Genomic DNA, 21,986 nt, shown 5'->3' with positions numbered 1-21,986 from the left:
GTGCTGCGCCTTGGGCCAACAGGCTGTTCAGCACGTTTTGCAATGCGCCGAATCGGGGTGGGATCGAGGTCAGCGTGATGATGGGGCGCGCGGAGTCAGAAATTGAGATTGTAGTTCATCCGAAGTTTCAGATCTCGTGTGTCATCAAGAAGCCGACCGCCATCGACGTCCAGCGTCAACCGCCCCTTTCCAGCGTCATAGGCAAAGCCGGTGCCGATGCGGGGGCCGGTGTGATCCTCACGTGTGCCAAGCCCGTCGTCATAGCGATTATACTCGGCGCCAAGGCTGACGTAGGGCGTCAGCGAGGTGCCGATGTCAAAGCTGGCCCGCGTGCCGATGGACCCGGTCAACCCAGAGATCCTGCGCGCGCTCAGGCCGCCCGCAGCCGGGTGATCCTCGGCAAATCCGGACAGGCCGATGAATGACCGGATATCGGCGCTGCCCCAGGTGTAATCGGCGTTCGCGGTCAGGCCCGCCGTGCGACGCTCTGCCCGGTAGGTTATGCCGCCGACATCATAATCGGGGCGCGCAAACAGCGCATAGCCGGTCACGGAATAGCGGTCGCCGAGTTGGGTCTTGAAATACGGGCCAAAGCTGATCGCATCGCTGTCGACAGAGACCCCCGAGATGTCCAGGTCGGATTTCCCGATCGAGACGAACAGGCCAAGGCGGGTGGCTGCGCCAGCCTCGAAATCCATGCCAAAGGTCAGTTCCCGCGCGCTGCCGTCCACGTCGCCGTCAAACTGACGGCCTTGCAGGGCGGCCCAGCCGGTCACGCCCGAGTCCGCGCCCAGCGTGGACAGAAACAGGCCGTTGCGTGTGACGGTTGCGGGGGCGGCACCGGCAAGAGAGCCGTTGATTGCCGATCCTACAAAGCCGATTGAGCTGCTGGCCGAAACAAAGGCGCCGGTGCCTTGCGCCCCTTGAACGCCGGTTGCCGCAGCCCCGCCGCCACCGCCGCCGCCGCCGCCGCAGGACAGGGTGAAGGTGTTGCCCGCCTGTGCAAATGCTTCGACCCCGTAATCGCCGGTCAACTGTGCCTGATGGCTGAACCCGTCGCAGGACGTGCCATCAAAGGCCGGGTTGCAGATGCTGTCATCCTTGCCGCCCTGTCCGCCGAATTCGATCGACACGGCCAAGGTGCCGCCATCCGGCGTCGAAATGTTCAGCGTTTCGCCCTGTTGCAGGTTCACGGTGACATAGGCGGGCGCGGTATGCACGACCCCTTGCACGGTCGAGCAATCGAGCGTGGTGGCAAAGGCCGGGGCGGCACCCAGAAGCAGCGCCGCAAGAGGAAGAAGGCGACCGGGAATCATCATCACAATCTAGCGCGTCGAAACGTTAAGGCTCTCTCAACCCGCGATGGGTCAGATTTAGTGTAGCAGATGGCCCCCGGCGGCGTCACTTTTTTGTCAGGGAACAGGAATCCTGACAGGACAGGGGCTTGTCCGGATCGGCCTTGTTCGGAGCCTTGGCCCGCCATGTCGCAGGCTTGACAGGTTGCCCGCGTGCAGGCGTCATTGCCTGCACGTCGGGTCACAGGATCGGAGCCGCCGATGCACGGATGGACGTTTACTCTGATGGCGGGGCTGTTGTTCAGCCTTGGCGCCTTGCGGGCCGACGCGGCGGGTGACCCGCATGTGGCCTGTGTTCAGGGGCAACTTGCCGCGCTGGGGTTTGACCCCGGTCCCATGGATGGGCAAAGCGGCCCGCGCACCCGCGCAGCCCTGCGCGCCTACCTGGACACACAGAACGAAACGGACCGCGCCGTTTTTGATACGCTGCCGCCGTTTGACAATCGCGCTTCGGTCGGATGGTGCCGCGAGATCGGCCTGAGCGACGACAGGGCCGCTGCGCTCATGCCCTCGCGCGTCCCGCCGCAGATCCTTGTGGGTCCTGGCGTTCACCCTGAGATTGCCGAACATGTCCGCACCGCCTTTTTGGAGGCAGAGGCTTTTCTCAAGCGTCGCTATGGCGTCGAGTTGGCCAGTCAGGTCAAGATCATCGTCGCGACCGAGGTCGAGCCATGGCATCGTCTGGTGACGCAGGCGGGGACAATGCGGCTGCAAAGCTGGGCTGATGTCCGCGCGCGTGGTCGCCGCGATTGCGAGACCGAATTCGGTCTGGGTGCAAGCGCCTCTCGGGATGGACTGTCCTTTTGTGGTACGGTTCTGGCGCTGAAAGAACCCGCACTGGGCGATCTGTATCGCATGGTGCTGTCGGTCACGATGACCCATGAGGTCGTCCATCACGCCCAGCGCGAATACAGCTATGACAAGGTGGCGCGATGGGTTCACAACCCGGATGCGGTGCGTCCGCGCATGGGGCCTGCCTGGATGGTCGAGGGCACCGCGCAGGTGATCGAACAGGTCTTTATGGCAGAACGCTTTGGCCGGCTGGAGCCGGGCCTGCATCTGATGCGCCAACAGGCGGCGCGTTCGGCCCTGACCCTCCGGCAGATTCGTTTGGCGGGCGAGGTGCGTACCGCCGACGCCTATGATGTCTCTGCCTATGCGGTGGCCATGCTGGTCGAAAGGTTTGGCGAGGAAACCCTTTTCCGATTCTGGCGCGCGGTGGGTGAGACCGACAATTGGTTCACCGCCTTTCAGCAGGTCTATGGTCTGTCGGTCGAAGAATTCGAGGCGCTTTATCCCACGTTGCGGGACGATCAGATGGCGCAGCGGGAATTCCTTGCGGATCGCGACATGAATGGCGATCAGATCCTTGCCCACCGCCCTCTGACCGAGGCCGAACTGGGGGCGGCAGGGGCCGAGAGGTAGGAATCCCCTGACTTGTTGAATATGTCCTGCTGCCCCTAAATTGATGCCAGAGAGCATCAAGGGACTGATACCATGACGATCAGGAAATTGGTTTGCACCATTGCCCTTTGTGTCGGCGCGACCGCCGGGGCCGCCGATGCCTCGGACAGGCATGTGACCTGCGTCCAGCGGCAACTGGCCACTCTCGGGCTTGATCCGGGCGAGGCCGACGGCGTCAGCGGTTCGCGCACGCGGCAGGCGTTGGCAGAGTTCGTCCATGGCCTGGTCGGAGAAGATGTTCACGCGATCTTTGACGGTTTGCCCGATTTTTCAGAACGCGCCGCGGTGGGTTGGTGCCGCGAAATCGGCGGCTATGCGCCAGAAGCGGCGGCGCTTATGCCTTCTGCCGAACCGCCGGTGATCCTGACAAAGCCGGATGTTTCGCAGGAGCTTCGCGGCTATATCCAGCGGTCTTACGAGGACGCCCGCCTGATGTTCGCGCAAGAATGGGGGATCACCACGGCCAGCAAGCCGGTGCTTGTGGTGGCCTTTAACCCGCAGGATCTTGAAGAACTGCTGCTGGAGCCGGTGCCCGGCATTCCCGATCTGTCGCCAAGTGCGGCGCGGGACACCGCCGAGGATCTCTGCATCGGGGTCGAGCGGGTCATGGGCAGCGCCTATCGCAACCGCATCGCGCTGTGCATGCCCGCCGAACATCAGGACAGCATCACCAGCTACGAGATCTGGCAGGGGCGGTATCAATACGTGATGCTGCATGAATACATGCATCACGTTCAACGCGAGATGACCTATGACAAGGTGCCCTACGACGAAACCGGCCGTCGCCGGATGGGGCCGGGCTGGATGGTCGAGGGGAGCGCCTACCTCGCTCAGATCAAGTCGCGCGGCGGACCCACGCGCGAGGTTTCTGTACCGATGCTGGTGTCGCTGCGGTCACGCGATGCCGAAGAAGCGGTGCCGCTTGACTATATCCGCAAGAAACAATCGGTCCGCACGGGCGGCGAATACTCGGCTTCGAACCTTGCGGCGGCGGTGCTGGCGCTGCGCTATGGAGAGGAGCGCATGGCGGCCTTCTGGCGTGCCGCCGGCGAGCATGACGATTGGGAAACCGCTTTCGAGACCGTCTATGGCATGAAGCTGACCGACTTCGAGAACCTGTTCGAAGAGTTGCGCGGCGACCTCACCAATCTGGTGAAATTCGCGCAGGCGAAGGAACCCTACGGTCTGGATATGCGCTTTGGCCCGCTGAAGGGCACGGGGCGGCTGGGTCACGCGGGCCGGGGGCGATTGATCCCCTGACGGCTCTGGCAGAACGGAAAAAGCCCGGCGCAACGGCGCCGGGCTTTGTCGTTACTTGCAGGGGCGCGGCTTATTGCGCGGCGATCAGGCCCATGCTTTCCAGCTTGAGGATCACCTGGTGGGCGCAGTTGTCCACATCCACGTTTTCGGTTTCCACGACCAGTTCGGCATTTTCGGGGGTTTCATAGGGATCCGAAATCCCGGTGAACTCCTTGATTTTGCCTTCGCGCGCCAGCTTGTACAGGCCTTTGCGGTCGCGGCGTTCGCATTCTTCCAGCGAGGTGGCGACATGCACTTCGCAGAAGGCACCATATTCCTCGATCATCTCGCGCACGGCACGACGGGTCGCGGTGTAGGGCGCGATGGGCGCGCAGATCGCGATACCGCCGTTCTTGGTGATCTCGGAGGCGACGTAACCGATCCGCTTGATGTTGATGTCGCGGTGCTCTTTCGAAAAGCCCAGTTCCGACGACAGGTGTTTGCGCACCACGTCACCGTCCAAGAGCGTCACAGGGCGGCCACCCATTTCCATCAGCTTGACCATCAGCGCGTTGGCGATCGTCGACTTGCCCGAACCCGACAGGCCGGTGAAGAAAACGGTAAAGCCCTGCTTGGACCGCGGCGGTTTGGTGCGGCGCAGTTCCTTGACGACCTCGGGGAAGGAGAACCACTCGGGAATTTCCAAGCCTTCGGCCAGACGGCGGCGCAGTTCTGTGCCCGAGATGTTCAGGATCGTGACGTTGTCCTTGTCCTCGATCTCGTCGGCGGGTTCGTACTGGGCGCGCTCCTGCACATAGACCATGTGTTTGAAGTCGACCATTTCGATGCCCATTTCCTCGGCGTGCTCGCGGAAGAGGTCCTGCGCATCGTAGGGGCCGTAGAAATCCTCACCGGCCGAGTTCTTGCCGGGGCCGGCGTGGTCGCGGCCGACGATGATATGCGTGCAGCCATAGTTCTTGCGGATCAGGCCGTGCCAGACCGCTTCGCGGGGGCCCGCCATGCGCATGGCCAATGGCAGCAGCGACATGGTGGTGGTCGATGCCGGGTATTTGTCCAGAACCGCCTCGTAGCAGCGCACGCGGGTAAAGTGATCGACGTCGCCCGGCTTGGTCATGCCGACGACGGGATGGATCAGCAGGTTGGCCTGCGCGTCCTTGGCGGCGCGGAAAGTCAGTTCCTGGTGCGCGCGGTGCAGCGGGTTGCGGGTCTGGAAGGCCACGACGCGGCGCCAGCCCAGCTTGCGGAAATAGGCGCGCAGTTCGTTCGGCGTGTCGCGGCGGGCGCGGAAATCATAGTGCACGGGTTGCTGAATGCCGGTGACGGGGCCGCCCAGGTAAACTTCGCCCGCGGTGTTGTGCAGATAGTTGACGGCCGGATGCGCCAGATCGTCGGCGCCAAAGACCTTTTCGGCCTCGCGCGACTTGTTCGGCACGTATTTGTCGGTGACGGTCATGGTGCCGAGGATCACGCCTTCCTGATCGCGCAGCGCGATGTCCTGACCGATTTCGATGCTGTCGGCGAAGTCCTTTTTCACGTCCAGCGTGATCGGCATCGGCCACAGGGTGCCGTCCGCCAGGCGCATGTTTTCGACGACGCCGTTGTAGTCTTCTTCGCCCAGAAAGCCCTTGAGCGGGTTGAAACCGCCATTCATCAGCAGTTCCAGGTCACAGATCTGGCGCGGCGTCAGGTCATGGCTGGTCAGATCGGCGGCTTCGACCTTCAGCTTCTGCGCACTGTCGTACGAAACGTAAAGCTCGGGGATGGGGGCAAGGTTGTTCTGCATCAATTCGGTCCTGTGCTTAATGGGAACCAGGTTGCTGGTGGTGCCTGTCAGTTCGGCGTGAAGCGCGTCGTATTCCGCGAATTTCCGGGCAAGAAACCGGTCAGTCAGCCGGTTCTTCTCGGCCGCCCCGCGGGCGGTCAGCGCATAGGCGAACCTCTGGCGCCGGTCCGGCCCCTCGCGTTCGCTGATCGAGATGAACCCGGCCTCGACGGCTGCCCTGAGCTGCCCGTTCAACCGACCCAGAGACACACCCAGCGCGGATGCGATGGCGCGCTGCGACGACACGTCCGGCGCTACGTCAAGCTGACGCAAAAGCCGGAAGAGCAGGCCTTCTTCATCCGAAATGAGCGGTGCCTTGGGGGCGGACATGGCGGGCGACTCAAAGTGTGTTCACGGGTGAACGCATCACATATTTCGCAGTTGCAGAAAAGCTCTTTTCGCCCGAACAGGCGGGCTGTTGCCGAAAAATCGCGTGCCTCCGGGCCGCGCGGTATCAGGGAAAACAAAAAGCCCGGCGAAAAACGCCGGGCTGATCGGGATGCGGTCCCAGTGATGTCCGCTTTGGTCAGGCGCTTTCCGGCTCATTTGCCGCGTCGGTCGCCGGTTCGCCTGCTGCGTCCTGTTCGGCCAGCCAGCGTTCGGCCTCCAGCGCGGCCATGCAGCCCATCCCGGCCGAGGTCACGGCCTGGCGATACTTGTGGTCGGTCAGGTCACCCGCGGCAAAGATGCCGGGGATCGAGGTTTCAGTGCTGTCCGGCTTGGTCACGACATAGCCGCCCATGTGGGTTTCCAGCACATCTTTTACCAGCTCATTGGCGGGCGCATGGCCAATGGCCACAAAAACGCCTGCGCAGGGGATCTCGGAGATTTCGCCGGTCTTGACGTTCTTGACCTTCACCCCGGTCACACCCTTGGGCATGTCGTCGCCGACAACTTCCTCAAGCTGGTGAAACCAAAGCGGCTCGATCTTGGGGTGTTTCAGCAGGCGATCCTGCAGGATCTTTTCCGCCCGCAGCTCATCGCGGCGGTGGATCAACGTCACCTTGCTGGCGAAGTTGGTCAGGAACAGCGCCTCTTCGACGGCGGTATTGCCGCCACCAATCACGACGATTTCCTTGCCGCGATAGAAGAAGCCGTCACAAGTTGCACAGGCGGACACGCCAAAGCCTTTGAAGGCCTCCTCGGACGGCAAGCCCAGCCATTTGGCACGGGCGCCGGTGGCAAGGATGATCGAATCGGCTGTGTAGGTGGTGCCGCTGTCGCCATGCGCCACGAAAGGCCGCTTGTCGAAGTCGATCTTCGAGATGATGTCGCCGATGATCTCGGTGCCCATGGCGCGGGCATGGGCCTCCATGTTGACCATCAGGTCGGGGCCCTGAATTTCTGTGTGGCCGGGCCAGTTCTCCACCTCGGTGGTGGTGGTCAGCTGGCCGCCGGGTTCCAGACCCTGCACCAGAATCGGGTTCAACATCGCGCGGCTGGCATAGACACCGGCGGTATACCCTGCCGGGCCGGACCCGATGATGAGAACCTTGGTGTGGCGTGTCTCGGACATGGAAGCTCTCCTAAGCGGCAACAGGCCCGTCATATAGCCGCGCGAGGGCCGCGAAAAAAGAGGGGTGGCGCGGTGACGCGGAATTGACCATACAGGGCAAAGATTCTTGCGCCATGTTGAAATATTATTGCGCAAGGCCCGCAGGCTGTTATAACAATCGCGAAAATGACGGGGGAGACTATGGCAGGTCACCGGCTTGATCCGATCGATCGCAAGATTCTGGCAGAACTGCAAGCGGACGGCCGAATGACGAATGTCGAGCTGGCGCGCCGCGTCGGTATTTCGGCTCCGCCTTGCCTGCGCCGCGTGCGTGTTCTGGAAGAACAGGGGTATATCCGCGGCTACCACGCCGATGTCGACAGCCGCGCGCTGGGCTTCGAGGTGCAGGTCTTCGTCATGGTCGGGCTGCAAAGCCAGGCCGAAGTCGATCTGAGCGCCTTCGAGGAACGCTGCCGCGCCTGGCCTTTGGTGCGCGAATGCCACATGCTCAACGGCGAGGTGGATTTCATCCTGAAATGCGTCGCCCCGGATCTGTCCACCTTCCAGAGCTTCCTGACCGGCGATCTGTTGACTGCGCCCAACGTGGCCAGCGTCAAGACCTCGCTGGTGATCCGCAACGCCAAGGATGAACCGGGCGTGCCTTTCGAGGTGCTGGAGGAACGACTGAGCCGCACTGCCTGACAGGGCGCGGCGCGTCTTTCGTTTCTTCTGTCCGAAAATATCCCGGGGAGCGCGAGGGGCTGGCCCCTCGCATGTTCTTTAATACTCGGACGCCAATAGTCTCGTCAGGCGTCGACAAGGTTGTCGATCACCTCGCGGGCCGTGCGTGTCATGCTGACCTGCCCGAAATCGTCCAACGCCGAGATGTTCGGGAACATCGTCAGGAACAGCGCCCGCATGTTCTGGCCCAGCGACTGGCCCACGGTATTGCCGGGATGGTAGGTCTCGACTTCGATACCGCCGACGCGGATCGTCGTGTGACGTTGTACCATCAGGTGGAACAGTTGCACGGTCCCCATTGGCGTGATTTGTAAAAAACGATCATGGTCCACGTAGTCACGCACCGGGGCCAGCACGCTATCCTGTCCCAGCAGGTCCGAAAGGCGCGGATGCCGCACGACCATGCGTGCGGACGGACCCAGCAACAGATCCATGGGCGGATGCCCCATGCCAAAGGCATCGGTGGTGATCCGCGTCATATGGGTCAGCGTTGTGGCCTCATCGCCGTGGCCCGGCACATAGGTGGTTGATCCGATCCATGTCACCGGTTCCGAACCATTCGCGGTTTCGATGTAATCGCCGGGAACAAGGTCTTCGATCGCCACGGGGCCGCGGAGGGTTTCGATAAGTGTGCCGCGCGCAAAGGCCGAGGCGCATTCCTCGAACAGAGGCGAGGCCGGTGCGACATGCTGGGTGAACGATACGGTCAGGTCGGGAAGAAGGGCGGCGACCTCGTATTTGCGCATGAGAGAAGCTGCGCGACGAGGCCGCCCGTCAAGTGTGTCCTCCCGTTCCGGCGAAACGGGCAGAGAGAGAGCCGGATTGGTCGCCGGGGCGCTGCCCGACAAACCGCGGTGGAGACGAGTCATGTGATCACCCTTACGGAAGGTCACATCCGTGTTGGCCCCCACCAACAACGACAGACGGACGGTTAAAACTACGCATCTGACTGATGACGATTTGTCGGCAATCCGGTCCGCCTGTCAAAATTGGCCTCGCACATCCCGGCAGGTGCGCGACAATGCGTGGCGTGGCTCTGGATTGTTGGGGTTGAGTGTACGATCCCGCCACATTCCGCTGGGGAAGCGGCGAATCGTGGCCCCGTGCCGGGGCGGCTGGCGGCGGTGGGAATCGCTCGCGCCAAGGTGTTTCACGGGGCGCGGCGTCGCGCCCCTGTGCGTTTTGTCATCGCGGTCTGCTACCCGTTAGGCGCGTTTGGCCTTTACCGGTTGCGGCGCGGTATCTTGGTCGCGGCGCGCGATCATCGCGGCGCGGGGCGCTCCCCGTTCAAACGGCAGCCGAGGCGCCCCCTGTTTCGCGGTGGCGGTAATGGATGCGATAAAGCGGCGCTGGGGTTTCATGACCTGTCCTCTGCTCTCTCGATGCGTCTTGCCTGATCTGACAATTTGCATCGAATTGGGGCAGCATTGGGACAATCCCGCGCCCATAGGCGGATTGTTTCCGGGTGGGCCGGGCTATAGCCGGATCGCAGAGATCAGCCTGCCGTAGTCGGCTTCGCCCGCGTGGGTCGTCCGGCGGTAGGAATAGAAACGCTCGGGATCGGAATAGGTGCAATGACGGGTCCACTCGGCCTGAACACCTGCCTCGCGCAGGCGGTGCAGACCATAGGCGGGCAGGTCGAAATGCATCCGGTCGCCGTTGCCGCCCGCAAAGAACCGTGTGTTGGTATGATCTTCGGCGATGAAATCCTCGAAGAACTCCGGCCCGACCTCGTAAGCGCGCTGGCTGATCGATGGGCCAATGACCGCCTTCAGGCCGTCACGCGACGCACCAAGGGCCAGCATGGCGTTCACGGTCGCCTCTAGCACACCGTCGCGCGCGCCGCGCCACCCGGCATGGGCGGCTCCGATCACGCCGGCCTCGGCATCGGCCAGTAACACGGGCTGGCAATCGGCTGTCAGGACCGCGATGGCGATCCCGGGCGTCGCGGTAACCATGGCGTCGGCTTTGGGGCGCGGGTCCGTCGGTGGTGCGGTCACGGTCAGAACCGTTGGCGAATGCACCTGATGCACGGTGGCCAGAGCCGCGGCGGGCACCTCCATCGCCTGTGCCACGCGGGCCCGGTTGATCGCCACGATTTCGGCCTGGTCCGAGGATCCGGGACCGCAATTCAGCCCCGAGAAAATCCCCGAAGACGCGCCACCCCTGCGGGTAAAGAACCCGTGCCGAAACGGGGCGAGGCTATCCGATGTGATGATCTCGAGCGTCATGGCGTGGCGCGCTGCTCCAGTCCGGGCGGGGGTGGGGCGCCCCGTGGCAGCAGGGCGAGTGTCTTGAACAGTGATCCCATTTCGGCGGGATGCGTCAACCGGCGATGTGCAGCGATGTGGGCATCAAGCGCCTCTCCGGTCAGCCGTTGTGCCAAAGCCTGCGCCCGTGCCGTGATTCCCAGCCGCTCCAGAAAAATGCCTTGAGGGGTCAAAAGGCTGTGTGTGGCAGGGGCCCCCGCGCGGGCCAGCGCCTCGAAATCCACATGGCAGGTCAGATCGGCCTGTCCCGGGGCCTTGAGCGGGTCCGCAGGGGCGTGGCCTTGCAGCGCTTGCAGGGTATCGCCAAGCGAACGCCAGTCGCCATAGTCGACGATCAAGGCGACGCCGCCCTGCGCGGCCAGCCGTCTGCCGATCTCTGCGGCAATGCCTTGGGCCGGGGCGCAGGTTTCGACGATGTCGCCGTCCCGCGTATCGCCCAGCCGATGATCCAGCGCGGGTTGCGGGGCAGGGGCGGCCAAGCCAAGCGTCAGCGCGCCGTCGTTCAGTCCCACCACGCGTTCGCGCCACGCAGCGCCGTCACGCTGGAACTGGCGGATCGGCAAAGCGTCGAAAAATTCATTGGCGACAAGGAACAGCGGGCCATCAGGCAAATCTTCGACACGGTCATGCCAGTTGGCCTGTGGCAGGCGGCTGGCCTGTTCGGCCCTGAGTGTCGGCGAAGTTTCGACCAGATGCAGGCGGGCGGCATCGTGGAAGCCCGGCACGCGGGCGGTGGCTCGCAGGATGTCCGCCATCAGTGTGCCGCGTCCGGGGCCAAGCTCGGCCAGAACGAAAGGGGCGGGCGCGCCCTGATCCATCCAGGCCTGCGCAAGGCTGAGGCCCAGAAGTTCGCCGAACATCTGGCTGATCTCGGGCGCCGTGGTAAAATCCCCGGCCGCGCCCAGCGGGTCGCGGGTGCTGTAATAGCCGTGCTGCGGATGCATCAGGCAGGCGGCCATGTAATCGGCCAGCGTGATCGGCCCCGAGGCCGCGATCTGGCGGCATAGGATATCGGCGAGCGGGGTCACGATGTGCTGGCGGCGGTGTTGTCGGCCTTGCGGGCGCGGCGCATGGCGAACCAGATCGCCAGCGCGCCGCCAAGGATCATCGGAAGGTTCAGCAACTGGCCCATTGTCAGGCCATATCCGTCAACCTGCAGGGCAAGGCCCAGCGGATTGCCTTCGGACTGGAACTGCACGTCGGGCTGGCGGAAGAATTCAACGATGAAACGTCCGATGCCGTAACCCATGAAAAAGGTGCCGGCCACGGCGCCGGGGCGCTTCAACCAGCCCCGCCGCACCATCCACAGCAGGACGATCAGCAGCAGCAAGCCTTCGAGTGCGGCTTCGTAAAGCTGCGAGGGGTGGCGGGCGCAGAGTTCTCCCAGAGGCTGGCCACAGTCCTGCGCCAGTTGGCCCGGAAAGATGACGGCCCAAGGCACGTCGGTCTGGCGGCCCCATAGCTCGGCATTGATGAAATTCGCAATCCGGCCCAACAAAAGGCCCGGCGGCGTGGCCAGTGCCAGCATGTCAGAGGCCGAAGCCAGAGGAACCTTGTTGCGCAGGCAAAAGATCCAGACCGCCAGAACAACCCCGATCAACCCGCCGTGAAAAGCCATGCCCCCCTGCCAGATCATCAGGATCTCGGCCGGGTGGGTCAGATAATGGCCCGGCATGTAGAAAAGCACAAAGCCCAGCCGCCCGCCTAAGATGATACCGAGGATGACCCAAGTCAGCAGGTCCTCGATCTGGCGCGGGGTCATGGGCGGGCTGTTCCCCGCCCAAAGCTCGGCGCGCTTGACGGCCCAGACCGCAAGGCGCCAGCCGATGAGGATGCCCGCGATATAGGCCAGGGCGTACCAGCGCAGGGCGAATTCAAAGCCGAACAGCGCGATGGAAAAGACCTCTGACGAGAGGTCGGGAAAGGGGATTGCGGCCTGCATGCGTCCTGTTGCCTCTTGTCGTGCGGCGAAGTCAACCTTGAGGGTTTCGCCTTGTGCGACCATATAGGTAGGGATTGCAACGGCGGAGTGACCCAATGCAGACGCGTAACAAGGTTTTCGAAGACCTCAGCCAACTGATGACCAATGCCATGGGCGTGGCGCAGGGGGCCAAGGACGAGGCGGAAACCGCCATGAAGTCGATGATCGACCGCTGGCTGGCGGATCGCGATTTTGTTACCCGCGAGGAATTCGACGCCGTGCGTGCCATGGCGCAAAAAGCGCGCGAGGAAAACGAAGCGCTCAAGGCGCGGTTGGACGCGCTGGAAAACGAATGACGGTCCGGGGGTGACGCTCGTCCCGGCCCGAGGGGGCCGGAACGTCGCCCCACCCACCGTCCCTGATGGCAGCGTTTTGCCAGCTGACAGCCCTGCACAGACAGGCGCGACCCGGTTGCATGTCCGCAGCGGGCGCGCCTTTTTTCATGTCTGGATTTGACAGTGCCCCCCGAATTGGCGTTCGTTAGCGCCAACAACGGGGAGGCCGACATGTACCTGGGACTGGACTTGGGAACCTCGGGGCTGCGCGCCCTGCTGGTGGATATCGAGGGGCGGCCCGTCGCCAATGCGGTGCGCTCTTATGCAGCGGTGCATCCCCGGCCAGGATGGTCAGAACAGGATCCAATTGCGTGGGTGGACGCGGTGGACGGCGCGCTGACGGAATTGTCCGCCACCCATGGCAGCGAGATGGCGCAGGTGCGAGGCATCGGCATCTCGGGGCACATGCATGGCGCGACCTTGCTGGACGAAGCGGGTGCGATCCTGCGGCCCTGCATCCTTTGGAACGACACGCGCAGCGCGGCAGAGGCCGGGGAACTGGATGCCATGGACGGTGTCCGGGACCTGTCCGGCAACATCGTCTTCCCCGGGTTTACCGCGCCCAAATTGGTCTGGGTGGCGCGGCACGAGCCCGAGATCTTTGCCCGCGTGGCTCATGTTCTGCTGCCAGCCGCCTATATGAACTATCATCTCACCGGGGCCCTTTTTGCCGATATGTCGGACAGTGCCGGCACGGCATGGCTGGACGTCGGAGCCCGAAACTGGTCGGCGCGCCTGCTTGCCGTATCGGGTATGCGGTCCGATCAGATGCCGCGCCTTGTCGAAGGGTGCGAGACAGGCGGCATGCTGCGCGCCGATCTTGCGAACCGCTGGGGTATGCCTGCCGATGTTCAGGTGGTGGGCGGTGCGGGCGACAACGCGGCGTCGGCCTGCGGCGTGGGCGCGCTTGGTGACGGCGCTGGCTTTGTCTCGCTTGGGACGTCCGGCGTTGTGTTGACCGGACGCAACGGTTATGCGCCGCTGCCGGAAAGCGCGGTGCACACATTTTGCCACGCTGTACCGGGGCAGTGGTATCAGATGGGGGTCATGCTGGCGGCCACCGACAGTCTGAACTGGCTGTCACGGATCACCGGCGCCACTCCGGCGGATCTGTCGGCGGAACTGGACCAAGAGACGACCGGGCCGGGGAATTTGCGGTTCCTGCCCTATTTGTCTGGCGAGCGGACGCCGCATAACGACAGCCGCATTCGCGGTGGCTTTCTGAACATCGACGTTGGTCATTCGCGGTCTGACATGACGCGCGCGGTGATGGAGGGCGTGGCCTTTGGCCTGCGCGACAGTGCCGAGGCGCTGATAGCCTCCGGCGCGCGCCTTGACAGCATCTTGGCCATCGGCGGCGGTGCGCAGTCCCGTCTGTGGGTCGAATTGATCGCGACGGTTCTGGGCGTGCCGTTGTCCTTGCCAGAAAAGGGCGATTTCGGCGCGGCGCTGGGCGCGGCCCGGCTGGCCATGGTGGGCAGCGGCGGGGCCACTGTCGAAGAGATCATGACCCCGCCGCCGGTGCGGGAAACAATCGACCCACGGGTCGATCTGCAAGCCGCCTATGACGCGGCCTATGCCAACTGGCGCAAGATCTATCCGGCGGTGCGGGGGCTGTGCTGATCTAGGCGGTCTTGCGCGCGGGGATGATCTGCTGGGCGATCCCGGCAAACAGCAAGTAGACAGAGGTCGTCACCAATCCCCAATGCGCCCAGCTTTGGGGATGGAAATCGACCCAGGCCGCCCATCCGGCAAAAATCGTCCAGGCAAGCGCCACCGGCAGCGACAGGCTGCGCCAGCGTGCGGTGCGCACCGGGTGAATGAATTTCAGCGGCAGGAACATCGCTGTGGCCAAGGCCCCCACCAACGCGAGGATCACCCAGAAATCCGGCTTGATCGCGAACAGCACCAGTACCAGCATGTTCCAGCAACCGGGAAAACCCTGGAACGAATTATCTGCCGTCTTCATGCGGTTGTCGGCGAAATACATCGCGCTGGAAAAGGTGATCAGGATGATCGCCACCCAGCCCGTCCACCCCGGCAGCAAACCGGACTGGAACAACGCAAAGGCAGGGATAAAGACATAGGTGAGATAGTCGATGATAAGATCCAGCAGCACACCGTCGAACCGCGGGGCAAAGGTCTTGACGTCGTATTTTCGCGCCAATGGTCCGTCGACCCCGTCAACGGCGAAGGCCACAACCAGCCAAAGGAACATCAGCGACCATTTTTCCTGCACCGCGGCCAGCATGGCGAGCATGGCAAAGACCGCGCCTGTCGCGGTCAGCAGGTGAACAGAGAGCGCGCGGGTCTCGGGTTTCATGCGGTGCGTCATGGAACCGTCATGAAGCAATTGCGCCCGGGTTGCAATTGCCGCGGCACCGGTCAGGCTGTGCCTGCGGCTTGCAACGGGCCGGGCCGGAGGACATATCCTACACATTCGAAAGAGCCGGAGGAATTTCATGTTCAGAGCTTTTGTTTGCCTGATTATGCTGGCCGTCCCCGCCGGGGCGCAGGATGCGCGCGTGCCGCAAAGCCCCGCCGAAATCAGTCTCAGCTTCGCGCCCCTTGTGAAAGAGGCGGCCCCGGCCGTGGTCAACATCTACGCCCGACGCATCGTCGAAGCCCGCAGTCCTTTTGCCAGCGACCCGGTTTTCGGCGATTTCTTTCGCCAGTTCGAACAGCGCCCGCGGGTGCAGAACTCGCTTGGTTCGGGGGTCATCCTGTCTGACGATGGCATCGCGGTCACGAATTACCACGTGGTCGGGCAGGCGACGGACATCCGCGTGGTCCTGAACGACCGCCGGGAATACGACGCCGAGATCCTGCTGGCGGACGAGGAATCCGATCTTGCGATCATGAAGCTCGCCGGGGCCGAAGACATGCCGCATCTGGAACTGCGCGACAGCGATACGGTCGAGGTCGGCGAACTGGTGCTGGCAATCGGCAACCCCTTTGGCATCGGCCAGACGGTGTCTTCGGGGATCGTGTCAGGGCTGGCGCGGTCCGGTACGGCCACAGGCAACGCGCGCGGCTATTTCATCCAGACCGATGCACCCATCAACCCGGGCAATTCGGGCGGGGCGCTGATCGACGTCAACGGGCAGTTGATCGGCGTCAACACCTCGATCCTGACGCGTTCGGGCGGGTCGAACGGCATCGGCTTTGCGATTCCCTCGGGGCTGGTGGCACAATTCGTCAAGCAGGCGCAGGAAGGCCAGCGCCGGTTTCAGCGCCCCTGGGCCGGGATGGTGGGCCAGCCGGTTACGGCGGAACTGTCCGACAGCCTCGGCCTTGCGCTGCCCGGTGGCGTCGTGATTGCCGAACTGCATGAGGACAGCCCGTTTGCCGCCGCGGGTCTGCGCGTTGGCGACGTTGTGGCCGAGGTCGACCGCGCGCCGGTGAACACCCCGGCGGAAATGCTGTTCCGCATGTCGATGCGCGGAATCGGACGCTCGGCCGAGGTGATCTACATTCGGCAGGGACAGGAAAAGATCGCCACCGTGCCGATGATCGCCCCGCCTGACAGCCCGCCACGCGAAACCGTGGATCTGGGCGAAATGACCGTGCTTCCGGGGCTGCGCGTGGCACGGACCAACCCGGCGGTGATCGCCGAACTGGGGCTGCCCGTCGATGCCTCCGGTGTCGTGGTGCTGGATCCCGGCCCCTATGGCGCTCAGATCGGCCTTCAGGCCGGAGACAGGGTGCTGGGCATCAACGGGCGCCGTGTCGACGCCCCCCGCGACGTGGATCGCCTGCTGCGCCGTGCGGGCGTGGTGCAGATCGACGTGGGCCGGGGCAACCGTCGCCTGCTGTTGCGGTTCCGGGCCTGAGGCATGGCGGATCTCTTCGATACCGGCGAGGCCGTTACCGACCGCGCGCCGCGCCCCCTGGCCGACAGGCTGCGGCCCCGTTCGCTGGATGAGGTCATTGGCCAGCGGCAGGTGCTTGGGCCCGATGCGCCCCTGGGCGTGATGCTGGAGGCCGGCACGCTGGGCTCGATCGTCTTCTGGGGGCCGCCGGGGGTGGGCAAGACCACCATCGCGCGGCTCTTGGCCGATGCCACCGACCTGCACTTCGTCCAGATCAGCGCGATCTTTTCCGGCGTTCCCGAACTGCGCAAGGTTTTCGAGGCCGCCAAACAGCGCCGCCGCACCGGGCAGGGCACCCTGCTGTTCGTCGACGAGATCCACAGGTTCAACAAGGCCCAGCAAGACAGCTTTCTGCCGCATATGGAGGACGGCACGATCCTTCTGGTCGGTGCAACCACGGAAAACCCCTCGTTCGAACTGAACGCCGCCGTGCTCAGCCGCGCGCAGGTGCTGGTGTTGGAACGCCTGGGGCCGGACGACCTCGAAGCGCTTGTGAAACGGGCCGAAACCGAATTGGGCCGCGACGTGCCGCTGGAGGCTCAGGCCCGCGCGGCGCTGCTGGACATGGCAGATGGCGACGGGCGGGCGCTGCTGAACCTCGTGGAACAGGTCATGTCCTGGCGGCTGGAAAAACCGCTGGATACCCAGGGCCTCAAAACCCGGCTGATGAAACGGGCCGCACTCTATGACAAATCGGGTGACGGCCACTACAACCTGATCTCGGCCCTGCACAAATCCGTGCGCGGTTCGGACCCGGACGCGGCGCTTTACTGGTTCGCGCGGATGCTGGAGGCGGGCGAAGACCCGCGCTATCTTGCCCGGCGCATCACCCGCATGGCGGTCGAGGACATCGGCCTCGCCGATCCGCAGGCGCAGGCCATCTGCCTCGACAGCTGGAACACCTACGAACGCCTTGGCAGCCCCGAGGGCGAACTGGCCCTTGCGCAGGCGCTGATCTATCTCGCCCTCGCACCGAAATCGAACGCAGGCTATACCGCCTACAAAGCCGCACGGCGCAGTGCCCCGCAGACCGGCAGCCTGATGCCCCCCAAACATATCCTGAACGCACCAACCAACCTGATGAAGGATCAGGGGTATGGCGCGGGCTACGCCTATGACCACGACGCCGAGGACGGGTTTTCCGGGCAGGATTATTTCCCGGAAACGATGGAACGTCCGGCCTTCTACGAACCGGTCGAACGCGGGTTCGAACGCGACCTTCGCAAGCGTGTCGATTATTTTGCACGCCTCCGGGCGCAGCGGAACAAGGGCTGAACCGCCGCCCGTTTCTTCTTGGTCGAAATACTCCCGGGGGTCTGGGGGTGGAACCCCCATGCAGGCTTTGCGACAGGCGCGCCGCTTGACAAGACAGACGCGCGCCGCCATGTCCGCGCGCATGACACCCATTCTTCAGGTCGCGCTGGGCGGCGCCATTGGCGCGTCGGCCCGCTACATGACAGGCATTGCCACCGCTCGCCTGCTGGGAAAGGGATTCCCATGGGGGACTTTGACGGTGAATATCGTCGGTTCCTTCCTTATGGGCGTCCTCGTGGTTGGACTGTTGCATCTCAACGGCAACCGGTTCGCGCCACTGTTGATGACCGGGCTGCTGGGCGGATTCACCACCTTCTCGGCATTCTCGCTGGACGCGGTCACGCTCTATGAACGCGGCGAGCTTGCTCTGGCCGGCCTGTATGTTGCAGCCTCGGTGCTGCTGTCGATCCTCGCGCTGGGCGCGGGACTATTCATTGCACGGAGTCTTGCCACATGAGCCGCGTACAGACCGTGACCGTCGGCCCCGGCGACGGCGACCAGAGGCTTGACCGCTGGTTCAAACGGCATTTCCCGCATGTCGCTCAGGGGCGCATCGAAAAGATGTGCCGCAAAGGCGAATTGCGGGTGGACGGCGCGCGGGCAAAGGCCTCGACCCGGCTGGAGGTTGGCCAGCAGGTGCGCATCCCGCCGTTGCCGGAACCGGGACAGGTGGAAAGCGCGCCGAAACCCCGCGTCTCGGATCAGGATGCCGAGATGATCCGCGCCTGCGTGATCTACAAAGATGACCATATCATCGCTCTGAACAAGCCGCCGGGGCTGGCGACTCAGGGCGGCAGCAAGCAAACCCGTCATGTCGACGGCTTGGCCGAGGCGCTGACCTTTGGCTATGACGAGAAACCGCGCCTTGTACACCGGCTGGACAAGGATACGTCCGGCGTTCTCGTTCTGGCGCGCACGCGCGAGGCGGCCAAGGCGCTGACCGCCGCGATCCGGCACAAACTGACGCGCAAGATCTACTGGGCGCTGGTGGCAGGTGTGCCCACGCCGTACCTTGGCGAGATCCGCTATGGGCTGGTCAAGGCGCCGGGCCACGGCCACCACGGCGAAGGCGAAAAGATGCTGTGCGTACACCCGCGCGACATGGCGCATACAGAAGGTGCAAAACGTGCGCACACATTGTACGCCACCTTGTATCGGGTCGCGGGCCGTGCCTCCTGGGTGGCGCTGGAGCCGATCACCGGGCGCACGCACCAGCTGCGCGCCCATATGGCCGAGATCGGGCACCCGATCATCGGCGATGGCAAATACGGCGGCTCCGGGCAGGAAAACCTTGGCGACGGCTGGGGCGCGCAACTGGGCGGGATGATCTCGCGCAAGCTGCACCTGCACGCGCGGTCCATGCGGTTCGAACACCCGTTTACCCACAAGCCATTGGCTCTGACCGCGCCGCTGCCCGAACATATGGCACAAAGCTGGGACACGCTGGGTTGGGCCGAGGATATTGCCGCCGACGACCCCTTTGAGGAGCTGCAATGAACCTGAGCCTTGTGATCTTTGATGTCGACGGCACGCTGGTCGACAGCCAGGGCGATATTCTGGGCGCGATGGGCGCGGCCTTTGGGCAGGAAAACCTGCCCTGCCCCTCACGCGAAGAGATCCTGTCGATTGTCGGCCTGTCCCTGCCGCAGGCCTTTACCAAGCTGGTCCCCGAGGTCGGGCCGGTGCAGCGCACCCGGCTGGTCGAAGCCTACAAAGAGGCCTATGCCAACCTGCGGCTGACCGGTGGCCCCGAGGCATCGCCGCTGTATCCGGGCATTCCCGAACTGTTGGATCGCCTGTCCGCGCGTGAGGATGTCTTGCTGGGCATCGCCACGGGCAAATCCCGTCGCGGGCTGACCGCGCTGCTGGAAAGCCACGGCATGACCAAACGTTTCGTCACGCGGCAATGTGCGGACGGAAATCCATCCAAGCCACACCCCGCCATGCTGTTCAACGCCGTCGACGAAGCCGGGGTGGAGGCAGATCGCGCGGTGATGATCGGCGATACGAGTTACGACATGGAAATGGCCGAGGCGGCGGGGATTGCCCGCATCGCCGTGACCTGGGGCTATCATCCGCGGGAGGCGCTGACAGGGGCGCAGCGCGTGGTCGATGATGCCGCCGGTCTGGAGCGGGCTATCCAAGACTTGCTGGGAGACATGGCATGAGCGAATGGGCGCTCAAACGGTTCTGGAAGAACGCCGAGGTGGCGGAACGGCCAGAGGGCTTTGCCGTCACGCTGGACGGGCGCGGCGTCAAGACTCCGGCCAAAACCGCGCTGGTGGTGCCGACCGAGGCGCTGGCGCGCGAAATCGCGGCAGAGTGGGAGGTGCAGGAAGAACGGGTGAACCCGGTCACCATGCCATTTACCCGCATGGCCAATTCCGCGCTGGACAAGGTGACGCCGCAACAGGCGGCGGTGGCGGACATGCTGGCGGCCTATGGCGACAGTGATTTGCTGTGTTACCGCGCCGACCATCCCGAAGGGCTGGTCGAACGGCAGACCGCAGGCTGGGATCCGCTGCTGGACTGGGCGGATGCCACCTTTGGCGCGCGGTTGGTGCCGGTGCTGGGTGTCATGCACCAGCCGCAGGACAAGGGCGCGCTTGCGCGGTTGACCGCCGAAGTTCATGGGCAGTCGCCATTTGCGCTTGCCGCCTTCCACGACCTGGTGTCCATGTCCGGTTCCCTGGTTCTGGCGCTGGCCGTCATCCGGGGAGAGCGTGACGCCGAGACCGCATGGCAACTGTCGCGGATCGACGAGGTCTGGCAAGAAGAGCAATGGGGCGTAGACGAAGAAGCGGCCGAAATCGCCCAACGAAAACGCGGCGAGTTCCTGCATGCCGCTGTTTTCCATTCTTTGGCAGGCGCTTAACTGGGATGCGCCCCGGATCGGCCTTGCCTGCCCCGGCGGCATCCTTGCTTGACCTTTGCGCGGGAATCCGCCCAAATTGGTCCAGCGGCGAGGGGGAACGGCGAAGACGCCCCCCTTTTGTCATGTCCGGCAGGGTGAGCCGGTTTGTGGGAAGCGAAACCCGGGGAAAGAGAACGGAATGCTGAGGTTACTACTAAGCGCGACGGCCGCCCTGGCCTGTGCCGTCGGCGGCGCCTCGGCGGGAACGCTGCAGGACGTCAAGGATCGCGAGGTGCTGACCTGCGGCGTGAATTCAGGGTTGATCGGCTTTGCCTCGCGGGATGCGCGAGACCAGTGGACCGGGTTCGACGTGGATTTCTGTCGCGCTCTTGCGGCGGCGGTCCTGGGTGATCCCACAGCGGTTGATTTCGTCGAAACCACGAACCGCACGCGGTTTACCTTGTTGCTGTCCGGCGAACTGGACGTGCTGGCCCGCAACACGACCTGGAGCTTTGCCACCGATGTCGGGGTGAAGGTCGATTTCGCGGGTATCAACTATTTCGACGGGCAGCGGTTCATGGTGCCCAAGGCGCTGGGTGTCTCTTCGCCGACCGAACTGAACGGCAAACGGGTCTGCGTGCAGCCGGACACCAAGACGGCGATGAACCTGAACGAATACTTCGCGCGCAATAACATCAGTTATGATCCGGTGCCGGTGGAAAGCACTGCGCAGGCGCAAACACTGTACCTTGAAGGCGAATGCGATGTCTTCACCGGCGACGCATCCGAACTTGCCGCCATCCGCGCGACCTTCAAAGCGCCGGGCGATCACCTGCTACTGAACGATGTGATTTCCAAAGAACCGTTGGGACCCGTTGTGCGTCACGGCGACGACGAATGGGGCGACGTGGTGCGCTGGGTTCTCAACGCGCTGATCTCGGCCGAGGAACTGGGCGTGACCTCTGTCAACATCGACGAGATGCGCGAAAGCACCGATAACCCTGAAATTGCCCGCCTTCTGGGGACGGATGGCACCATGGGCGAGATGCTTGGGCTGGACGCGGATTGGGCCGTGCGGGCGATCCGCGCGGGCGGCAATTATGGCGAGATCTTTGCCCGCAACATCGGGGAAACAACGCCGATTGGTCTGTCGCGGGGGTTGAACCTGCAATGGACCAACGGCGGCTTGCTTTACAGCCCGCCGTTCCGTTGATCCCGCAGGG

General features: G+C 63.9%; 21 protein-coding genes. 12 read left to right on the top strand and 9 right to left on the bottom strand.

The window, feature by feature from the left end:
• Window positions 1-95 precede the first annotated feature (95 nt).
• On the bottom strand, window positions 96-1,319 hold the full coding sequence (locus KJP30_RS12045; RefSeq protein ID WP_218449523.1) for an autotransporter outer membrane beta-barrel domain-containing protein: 1,224 nt from the start codon (window positions 1,317-1,319) through the stop codon (window positions 96-98).
• A 237-nt stretch (window positions 1,320-1,556) separates the two neighbouring features.
• On the opposite strand from KJP30_RS12045, the gene KJP30_RS12040 reads away from it, so the two are divergent.
• Both KJP30_RS12040 and KJP30_RS12035 read left to right on the top strand, forming a co-directional pair.
• Window positions 1,557-2,780: a peptidoglycan-binding domain-containing protein gene (locus KJP30_RS12040; RefSeq protein WP_218449522.1), complete on the top strand. Its 1,224-nt coding sequence runs from the start codon at window positions 1,557-1,559 to the stop codon at window positions 2,778-2,780.
• A 72-nt stretch (window positions 2,781-2,852) separates the two neighbouring features.
• Window positions 2,853-4,079: a peptidoglycan-binding domain-containing protein gene (locus KJP30_RS12035; protein ID WP_218449521.1), complete on the top strand. Its 1,227-nt coding sequence runs from the start codon at window positions 2,853-2,855 to the stop codon at window positions 4,077-4,079.
• Between the two features lie 70 nt (window positions 4,080-4,149).
• Here KJP30_RS12035 and KJP30_RS12030 read toward each other — a convergent pair whose 3' ends face one another.
• Together KJP30_RS12030 and trxB are read right to left on the bottom strand one after the other, a co-directional pair.
• Entirely contained in the window at window positions 4,150-6,231 is a 2,082-nt protein-coding gene (locus KJP30_RS12030) for a bifunctional sulfate adenylyltransferase/adenylylsulfate kinase (protein ID WP_218449520.1), read from the bottom strand.
• Window positions 6,232-6,427: 196 nt separating this feature from the next.
• Window positions 6,428-7,417, bottom strand: a complete 990-nt coding sequence (gene trxB, locus KJP30_RS12025) for a thioredoxin-disulfide reductase (protein WP_218449519.1) — start codon at window positions 7,415-7,417, stop codon at window positions 6,428-6,430.
• 180 nt (window positions 7,418-7,597) lie between these two features.
• On the opposite strand from trxB, the gene KJP30_RS12020 reads away from it, so the two are divergent.
• On the top strand, window positions 7,598-8,098 hold the full coding sequence (locus tag KJP30_RS12020; protein ID WP_218450134.1) for an Lrp/AsnC family transcriptional regulator: 501 nt from the start codon (window positions 7,598-7,600) through the stop codon (window positions 8,096-8,098).
• 104 nt (window positions 8,099-8,202) lie between these two features.
• On the opposite strand, the gene KJP30_RS12015 is transcribed toward KJP30_RS12020, so the two are convergent.
• The 5 genes from KJP30_RS12015 to lgt form a co-directional block, all read right to left on the bottom strand.
• A complete protein-coding gene (locus KJP30_RS12015; RefSeq protein ID WP_218449518.1) occupies window positions 8,203-9,006 on the bottom strand; it encodes a Hint domain-containing protein in 804 nt (267 codons plus the stop codon).
• A gap of 336 nt (window positions 9,007-9,342) precedes the next feature.
• The gene (locus KJP30_RS12010) at window positions 9,343-9,498 is read right to left on the bottom strand and encodes a hypothetical protein (protein ID WP_218449517.1); all 156 of its coding nucleotides are present in this window, start codon (window positions 9,496-9,498) and stop codon (window positions 9,343-9,345) included.
• A 114-nt stretch (window positions 9,499-9,612) separates the two neighbouring features.
• Entirely contained in the window at window positions 9,613-10,368 is a 756-nt protein-coding gene (gene pgeF, locus KJP30_RS12005) for a peptidoglycan editing factor PgeF (RefSeq protein ID WP_218449516.1), read from the bottom strand.
• Window positions 10,365-11,435, bottom strand: coding sequence for a class I SAM-dependent methyltransferase (locus KJP30_RS12000; RefSeq protein ID WP_218449515.1), 1,071 nt, complete (start codon window positions 11,433-11,435; stop codon window positions 10,365-10,367). Before KJP30_RS12000 ends, pgeF begins: the two co-directional genes overlap by 4 nt.
• Window positions 11,432-12,349 carry a prolipoprotein diacylglyceryl transferase gene (gene lgt / locus KJP30_RS11995; protein ID WP_218449514.1) on the bottom strand — a complete coding sequence of 306 codons (918 nt, stop codon included), beginning with the start codon at window positions 12,347-12,349 and terminating at the stop codon, window positions 11,432-11,434. Before lgt ends, KJP30_RS12000 begins: the two co-directional genes overlap by 4 nt.
• Window positions 12,350-12,444: 95 nt before the next feature.
• On the opposite strand from lgt, the gene KJP30_RS11990 reads away from it, so the two are divergent.
• Both KJP30_RS11990 and xylB read left to right on the top strand, forming a co-directional pair.
• Window positions 12,445-12,684, top strand: coding sequence for an accessory factor UbiK family protein (locus KJP30_RS11990; protein ID WP_218449513.1), 240 nt, complete (start codon window positions 12,445-12,447; stop codon window positions 12,682-12,684).
• Window positions 12,685-12,894: 210 nt separating this feature from the next.
• Window positions 12,895-14,346: a xylulokinase gene (xylB, locus tag KJP30_RS11985; protein ID WP_218449512.1), complete on the top strand. Its 1,452-nt coding sequence runs from the start codon at window positions 12,895-12,897 to the stop codon at window positions 14,344-14,346.
• A gap of 1 nt (window position 14,347) precedes the next feature.
• Here the strand turns inward: xylB and KJP30_RS11980 are convergent, their stop codons facing one another.
• Window positions 14,348-15,058, bottom strand: a complete 711-nt coding sequence (locus tag KJP30_RS11980; protein ID WP_246594477.1) for a CDP-alcohol phosphatidyltransferase family protein — start codon at window positions 15,056-15,058, stop codon at window positions 14,348-14,350.
• A gap of 127 nt (window positions 15,059-15,185) precedes the next feature.
• On the opposite strand from KJP30_RS11980, the gene KJP30_RS11975 reads away from it, so the two are divergent.
• From KJP30_RS11975 to KJP30_RS11945, 7 genes are all read left to right on the top strand, one after another.
• Window positions 15,186-16,556 (top strand): trypsin-like peptidase domain-containing protein, encoded by a 1,371-nt coding sequence (locus tag KJP30_RS11975; protein WP_218449511.1) that lies wholly within the window; start codon window positions 15,186-15,188, stop codon window positions 16,554-16,556.
• 3 nt (window positions 16,557-16,559) lie between these two features.
• Window positions 16,560-17,870, top strand: a complete 1,311-nt coding sequence (locus KJP30_RS11970) for a replication-associated recombination protein A (protein WP_218449510.1) — start codon at window positions 16,560-16,562, stop codon at window positions 17,868-17,870.
• 121 nt (window positions 17,871-17,991) lie between these two features.
• Entirely contained in the window at window positions 17,992-18,366 is a 375-nt protein-coding gene (gene crcB, locus KJP30_RS11965) for a fluoride efflux transporter CrcB (protein ID WP_218449509.1), read from the top strand.
• The gene (locus KJP30_RS11960; RefSeq protein WP_218449508.1) at window positions 18,363-19,406 is read left to right on the top strand and encodes an RluA family pseudouridine synthase; all 1,044 of its coding nucleotides are present in this window, start codon (window positions 18,363-18,365) and stop codon (window positions 19,404-19,406) included. Before crcB ends, KJP30_RS11960 begins: the two co-directional genes overlap by 4 nt.
• Window positions 19,403-20,077 carry an HAD-IA family hydrolase gene (locus tag KJP30_RS11955; RefSeq protein ID WP_218449507.1) on the top strand — a complete coding sequence of 225 codons (675 nt, stop codon included), beginning with the start codon at window positions 19,403-19,405 and terminating at the stop codon, window positions 20,075-20,077. Before KJP30_RS11960 ends, KJP30_RS11955 begins: the two co-directional genes overlap by 4 nt.
• The gene (locus tag KJP30_RS11950) at window positions 20,074-20,784 is read left to right on the top strand and encodes an ATP12 family chaperone protein (RefSeq protein ID WP_218449506.1); all 711 of its coding nucleotides are present in this window, start codon (window positions 20,074-20,076) and stop codon (window positions 20,782-20,784) included. The genes KJP30_RS11955 and KJP30_RS11950 overlap by 4 nt, the downstream gene beginning before the upstream one ends.
• 178 nt (window positions 20,785-20,962) lie before the next feature.
• Window positions 20,963-21,976 carry an amino acid ABC transporter substrate-binding protein gene (locus KJP30_RS11945; protein WP_218449505.1) on the top strand — a complete coding sequence of 338 codons (1,014 nt, stop codon included), beginning with the start codon at window positions 20,963-20,965 and terminating at the stop codon, window positions 21,974-21,976.
• Window positions 21,977-21,986 lie beyond the last annotated feature (10 nt).

The sequence above is a fragment of the Antarctobacter sediminis genome (assembly GCF_019218285.1).
GTDB lineage: Bacteria > Pseudomonadota > Alphaproteobacteria > Rhodobacterales > Rhodobacteraceae > Antarctobacter > Antarctobacter sediminis.
This window is presented reverse-complemented; position numbering and strand designations above follow the sequence as displayed.

What these genes read in the sequence shown, in the direction of transcription:
- KJP30_RS12045 (WP_218449523.1), bottom strand. Translation starts at nt 1,319, where the DNA reads ATGATGATTCCCGGTCGCCTTCTTCCTCTTGCGGCGCTGCTTCTGGGT.
- KJP30_RS12040 (WP_218449522.1), top strand. Translation starts at nt 1,557, where the DNA reads ATGCACGGATGGACGTTTACTCTGATGGCGGGGCTGTTGTTCAGCCTT.
- KJP30_RS12035 (WP_218449521.1), top strand. Translation starts at nt 2,853, where the DNA reads ATGACGATCAGGAAATTGGTTTGCACCATTGCCCTTTGTGTCGGCGCG.
- KJP30_RS12030 (WP_218449520.1), bottom strand. Translation starts at nt 6,231, where the DNA reads ATGTCCGCCCCCAAGGCACCGCTCATTTCGGATGAAGAAGGCCTGCTC.
- trxB (WP_218449519.1), bottom strand. Translation starts at nt 7,417, where the DNA reads ATGTCCGAGACACGCCACACCAAGGTTCTCATCATCGGGTCCGGCCCG.
- KJP30_RS12020 (WP_218450134.1), top strand. Translation starts at nt 7,598, where the DNA reads ATGGCAGGTCACCGGCTTGATCCGATCGATCGCAAGATTCTGGCAGAA.
- KJP30_RS12015 (WP_218449518.1), bottom strand. Translation starts at nt 9,006, where the DNA reads ATGACTCGTCTCCACCGCGGTTTGTCGGGCAGCGCCCCGGCGACCAAT.
- KJP30_RS12010 (WP_218449517.1), bottom strand. Translation starts at nt 9,498, where the DNA reads ATGAAACCCCAGCGCCGCTTTATCGCATCCATTACCGCCACCGCGAAA.
- pgeF (WP_218449516.1), bottom strand. Translation starts at nt 10,368, where the DNA reads ATGACGCTCGAGATCATCACATCGGATAGCCTCGCCCCGTTTCGGCAC.
- lgt (WP_218449514.1), bottom strand. Translation starts at nt 12,349, where the DNA reads ATGCAGGCCGCAATCCCCTTTCCCGACCTCTCGTCAGAGGTCTTTTCC.
- KJP30_RS11990 (WP_218449513.1), top strand. Translation starts at nt 12,445, where the DNA reads ATGCAGACGCGTAACAAGGTTTTCGAAGACCTCAGCCAACTGATGACC.
- xylB (WP_218449512.1), top strand. Translation starts at nt 12,895, where the DNA reads ATGTACCTGGGACTGGACTTGGGAACCTCGGGGCTGCGCGCCCTGCTG.
- KJP30_RS11980 (WP_246594477.1), bottom strand. Translation starts at nt 15,058, where the DNA reads ATGACGCACCGCATGAAACCCGAGACCCGCGCGCTCTCTGTTCACCTG.
- KJP30_RS11975 (WP_218449511.1), top strand. Translation starts at nt 15,186, where the DNA reads ATGTTCAGAGCTTTTGTTTGCCTGATTATGCTGGCCGTCCCCGCCGGG.
- KJP30_RS11970 (WP_218449510.1), top strand. Translation starts at nt 16,560, where the DNA reads ATGGCGGATCTCTTCGATACCGGCGAGGCCGTTACCGACCGCGCGCCG.
- crcB (WP_218449509.1), top strand. Translation starts at nt 17,992, where the DNA reads ATGACACCCATTCTTCAGGTCGCGCTGGGCGGCGCCATTGGCGCGTCG.
- KJP30_RS11960 (WP_218449508.1), top strand. Translation starts at nt 18,363, where the DNA reads ATGAGCCGCGTACAGACCGTGACCGTCGGCCCCGGCGACGGCGACCAG.
- KJP30_RS11955 (WP_218449507.1), top strand. Translation starts at nt 19,403, where the DNA reads ATGAACCTGAGCCTTGTGATCTTTGATGTCGACGGCACGCTGGTCGAC.
- KJP30_RS11950 (WP_218449506.1), top strand. Translation starts at nt 20,074, where the DNA reads ATGAGCGAATGGGCGCTCAAACGGTTCTGGAAGAACGCCGAGGTGGCG.
- KJP30_RS11945 (WP_218449505.1), top strand. Translation starts at nt 20,963, where the DNA reads ATGCTGAGGTTACTACTAAGCGCGACGGCCGCCCTGGCCTGTGCCGTC.